Consider the following 1,460-nt stretch of genomic DNA (forward strand, 5'->3'; position numbering starts at 1 on the left):
CACGGGTGTGTCCACCGAGGGAACCGTCAACGTCGCGCTCACGACTACGGCCGGCCCGATCGGGATGGAACTGAACCGGGCGGAAGCCCCCTGCACGGTCAACAGCATCGTGAGCTTGACCGAGCAGAAGTACTTCGACGACACCCCGTGCCATCGACTCGTCACCACACCCGGTCTACAGATCCTGCAGTGCGGCGATCCCTCGGGCAAGGGCACGGGCGGACCAGGCTATGGCTTCGACAACGAGTACCCGACCACTGCCTACCCGGCTAACGATCCGGCACTCTCCTTGCCTGCCGTCTACCCCCGCGGCACGCTGGCAATGGCCAACTCGGGTAAACCGGGCAGCAACGGCAGTCAGTTCTTCCTCGTCTACGAGGATTCGGTCTTGCCGCCCAACTACACGGTCTTCGGAAAGATCGACGACGCCGGCCTGGCGACGATCGAGAAGATCGCGGCCGACGGCGACGACGGTGGCATGGGAGCAACCGGCGGCGGTGCACCCAACACCCCGATCACCATCGAGACTGCAGTAGTCGCCTGACCCCCTGTGCGCCTTTATTAACCGCCCGCGGTTAATAAAGGCGCACAGCAGTTTACGAGGCAGAGGTCACGCGGTAGACGTCGTAGACGCCTTCCACGTTACGAACCACGTTGAGAACATGACCCAAGTGCTTCGGGTCGCCCATCTCGAAGGTGAACTTGCTGATCGCCACCCGGTCGCCGGACGTGGTGACCGAGGCCGACAGGATGTTCACCTTCTCGTCTGCCAACGCCTTGGTGACGTCGGAAAGCAACCGATGACGATCGAGCGCCTCGATCTGGATCGCGACCAGGAACACCGACGTCGCTGACGGTGCCCATTCGACGTCGATGATTCGCTCGGACTGATCGTGGAGCGAGTTGGCGTTGGTGCAGTCGGTACGGTGCACGCTGACCGCCCCACCACGCGTGACGAAGCCCAGAATCGAATCGCCCGGAACCGGCGTGCAACACTTCGCAAGTTTTGCCACCGTGCCGGGTGCTCCGGGAACCAGAATTCCGGAGTCACCCGTACTGCGGGTGCGCACCGGCATGGTCGACGGCGTCGAACGCTCGGCCAGTTCCTCCTCGACGGCGCCGACGCCGCCCAGATGAGCAACCAGTCGCTGCACGACATGGTGCGCCGACACCTGACTCTCGCCTACCGCCGTGTACAACGCCGAGACGTCGGGATAGCGAAGTTCGTGCGCGATCGTGCTCATCGATTCGGCGTTCATCAACCGCTGCAACGGAAGTCCCACACGGCGGACCTCCTTCGCGATCTGATCCTTGCCGGACTCGAGCGCCTCCTCGCGGCGTTCCTTCGCGAACCACTGACGGATCTTCGCCTTGGCACGCGGCGAGACGACAAACGTCTGCCAATCTCGGCTCGGCCCGGCGGTTGCGGCCTTCGACGTGAAGACCTCCACCACTTCGCC

At 63.6% G+C, this 1,460-nt stretch carries 2 protein-coding genes; one reads left to right on the forward strand and one right to left on the reverse strand.

Going from position 1 to position 1,460, the window contains the following annotated elements; translation table 11 throughout:
• On the forward strand, positions 1-544 hold a 544-nt coding region (locus ACYP01_RS22960), incomplete at its 5' end, for a peptidylprolyl isomerase (protein WP_459682614.1).
• 52 nt (positions 545-596) lie between these two features.
• Here ACYP01_RS22960 and ACYP01_RS22965 read toward each other — a convergent pair.
• The coding region (locus tag ACYP01_RS22965; protein ID WP_459682617.1) for an ACT domain-containing protein at positions 597-1,460 on the reverse strand (864 nt) is incomplete at its 5' end.

The organism is Rhodococcus sp. no. 34 (assembly GCF_054589475.1).